The following is a 2,592-nucleotide window of genomic DNA, read 5'->3' on the forward strand; positions in this document are numbered from 1 at the left end:
GTAAGTGATTAATAATCACCCGCCTATCATCTCACCGTCAGAAATGAGATAATAGTTCAAAACTTGAAAAACTCACGGTGAGTTTTTCAGGACAATTAGCAAGGCGGTGATACAATGGCAGACGTACTGGCGGTGCGTAACGAGTATCGGGTAGGAAATTGGTCAGCGCTGATCCAGGAGTGTAATGCAAGCGGACTCAGCAATCGTGAATTCTGTCGGCAACACGGAATTTCAGAAAAGAGTTTCTACTACTGGCTGCGAAAACTGCGGCACCAGGCGGCGGAAGCGGCAGAGACCCATCTCATAAAGTTGGATCCAACTCCAACGGTCGAAGATATGCTTCATATCCGGTATCATGGAGCAGAACTCCGGCTTCCCTCTGGAGTGGATATGGATGTGGTGGCAGCCTTACTGCGCTCGATTCAATCGCTATGATCGACCTGAGCAAAGTCCAAAACTACTACGTGGCATGCGGATACACGGATCTTCGCCGCGGGATAGACGGACTGGCGGCTATCGTAAGTCAGCAGTACGGCGGTTGTCTGAGTGAAGAAAGCCTGTTTCTGTTCTGCGGGCGCCGGACAGACCGAATCAAAGCACTCTACTGGTCCGGAGATGGATATATTCTGCTATACAAGCGTCTGTCCAATGGACGATTTCAGTGGCCGAGGAGTGAGGCAGAACTCCGGCTCATAGACCACCAGAGTTTTCGTTGGCTCATGGAGGGACTGAAAATCGAGCAGCGGACAGCAATCCGCAAAGGAAAGCTGAAAGACCTGTTTTGAGCAAAAATCTCAACTAAAAATGGCACATGTATGTACTTTATCGTAGGTTTATGGTATAATAAGCCTACGATAAAGTTGTTTTTGGAGGAGGTTCGTCATGGCGGCAGCACAGAAGAAAAATACATATACTGCTGCCGAAGTGGCAGAACTCCAGACAACCATCCGGCAACAGCAGGCCGAGATTGATACCCTGAAAAAGAAGTTGGATCATATGAATGAGATCCTTCTCAACGCTCAGCGTGCCCGTTTCGGACAGTCCAGCGAGAAAAAGACCTATGTTCTAAGCGAAGACCAGATTTGTCTGTTTAATGAAGCGGAACAGGTGCAGGACCACAAGGCAGAAGAACCCACCGAGGAGACCTTTACGGTAAAGGCGCATGCCCGAAAGAAAAAGCGCACAATTGCTGAACTGGCAAAAAATCTCCCTGTAGAGGAGATTATACTCCAGCTGCCGGAATCCAAGCTGAACTGCAGCAAGTGCGGTGGTACGTTCCGGCTGATTGGTAAGAAGCTGGTTCGCCGGGAATTGATTATTATTCCGCAGCAAGAAAAAATTTTGGAATACTACAGCTGTACCTACGCCTGTGACAAGTGCGAGAAGGACACCGGCTTTGCCCATATCCTGACCACACAGGCGCCTGCTGCCCTGATGAAGCATTCTCTGGCTTCTCCCTCTACCGTGGCTGACGTCATAATTAAGAAATATGTGGACGGGCTTCCTTTGGCCCGCCAGGAGAAGATCTGGGCCAGACAGGGAGTGGAGTTGAGCCGCGCCACACTGGCCAACTGGGTGATCCAGTGTACCCAAACCTGGCTGAAACCTCTGTACCGGCATATGAAGCAGGCCTTGCTGGAAGACACCGTGATCCACGCGGATGAAACCACTGTGCAGGTTTTGAAAGAGGATGGCAAAGCCGCAACCTCTGAGTCCCGGATGTGGGTATACGCCAGCGGGGAAGGCAGCAAAAAGCCCATCCGAATCTTTGAGTACCAGCCAGACCGTAGTGGAAAACGGCCAGCGAACTTCCTCAAAGATTTTGGCGGCTATCTGGTGACGGATGGTTATGCTGGGTACAACCAGGTTGCAAATGTTACCCATTGCGGCTGTTGGGCCCACGCCAGGAGAAAATGGCGGGAAGCTATGCCGGACGGAGCAACTGTGAAAACGAGCAAAGCGGCAGTGGGATACCGGTATTGTACCAAGCTGTTCACCCTGGATGGCAAAACGAGCTATGTATTACCGAAAACACGCAATGAATACCGCCAGAATGTGGTTCGTCCCCTTCTGGAGGAGTATTTTTGCTGGCTAAAAACGGTACACCCTGAAAAAGGCAGCAAGCTGGAGGACGCAGTCCGCTATTCGCTGAACCAGGAGCACCAACTGACGGCGTTTTTAGATTCTCCCGAGGTTCCTATCTCTAACAACTTGGCCGAAAATGCGATCCGTCCATTTGTTGTGGGCCGAAAGAACTGGCTGTTTTGTGACAGCGTGAAGGGTGCAGAATCCAGTGCCATTGTATACTCGATAGTAGAGACGGCAAAGGCTAATAACCTTGAGCCTTATGATTATCTGCTGATGGTTCTTAGTCTGCTGCCAAGCGAACGAAAATCTCCATCTCACGAAGTACTTGAGCGTCTCATGCCGTGGCATCCGAATGTCCAGGAGCGTGAGGTTTTGAGAAAAAGGAAAAAATGATTCAATAACAACGGCGGGCCCGAATAAACCGGGAGACCGCAGAAAATTCTGTGTAATCGACGTTCCTCGACAGTATGAAAATCTTCGACTGAGTCAAGAATGAGATCAAAC

General features: G+C 50.0%; 2 protein-coding genes. Both read left to right on the forward strand.

Going from position 1 to position 2,592, the window contains the following annotated elements:
* The first annotated feature begins 114 nt into the window (after window positions 1–114).
* Window positions 115–435: a helix-turn-helix domain-containing protein gene (locus GPK94_RS15890; protein ID WP_215656274.1), complete on the forward strand. Its 321-nt coding sequence runs from the start codon at window positions 115–117 to the stop codon at window positions 433–435.
* A 447-nt stretch (window positions 436–882) separates the two neighbouring features.
* Window positions 883–2,481, forward strand: coding sequence for an IS66 family transposase (locus GPK94_RS15900; protein ID WP_215656276.1), 1,599 nt, complete (start codon window positions 883–885; stop codon window positions 2,479–2,481).
* The last annotated feature ends 111 nt before the right edge of the window (window positions 2,482–2,592 follow it).

This window comes from Pseudoflavonifractor sp. MCC625, assembly GCF_018784545.1.
GTDB classification, from domain to species: domain Bacteria; phylum Bacillota; class Clostridia; order Oscillospirales; family Oscillospiraceae; genus Pseudoflavonifractor_A; species Pseudoflavonifractor_A gallinarum.

Excerpts from the sequence above, each read along its gene's own strand:
- GPK94_RS15900 (WP_215656276.1), top strand. The coding sequence starts at position 883 with ATGGCGGCAGCACAGAAGAAAAATACATATACTGCTGCCGAAGTGGCA.
- GPK94_RS15890 (WP_215656274.1), top strand. The coding sequence starts at position 115 with ATGGCAGACGTACTGGCGGTGCGTAACGAGTATCGGGTAGGAAATTGG.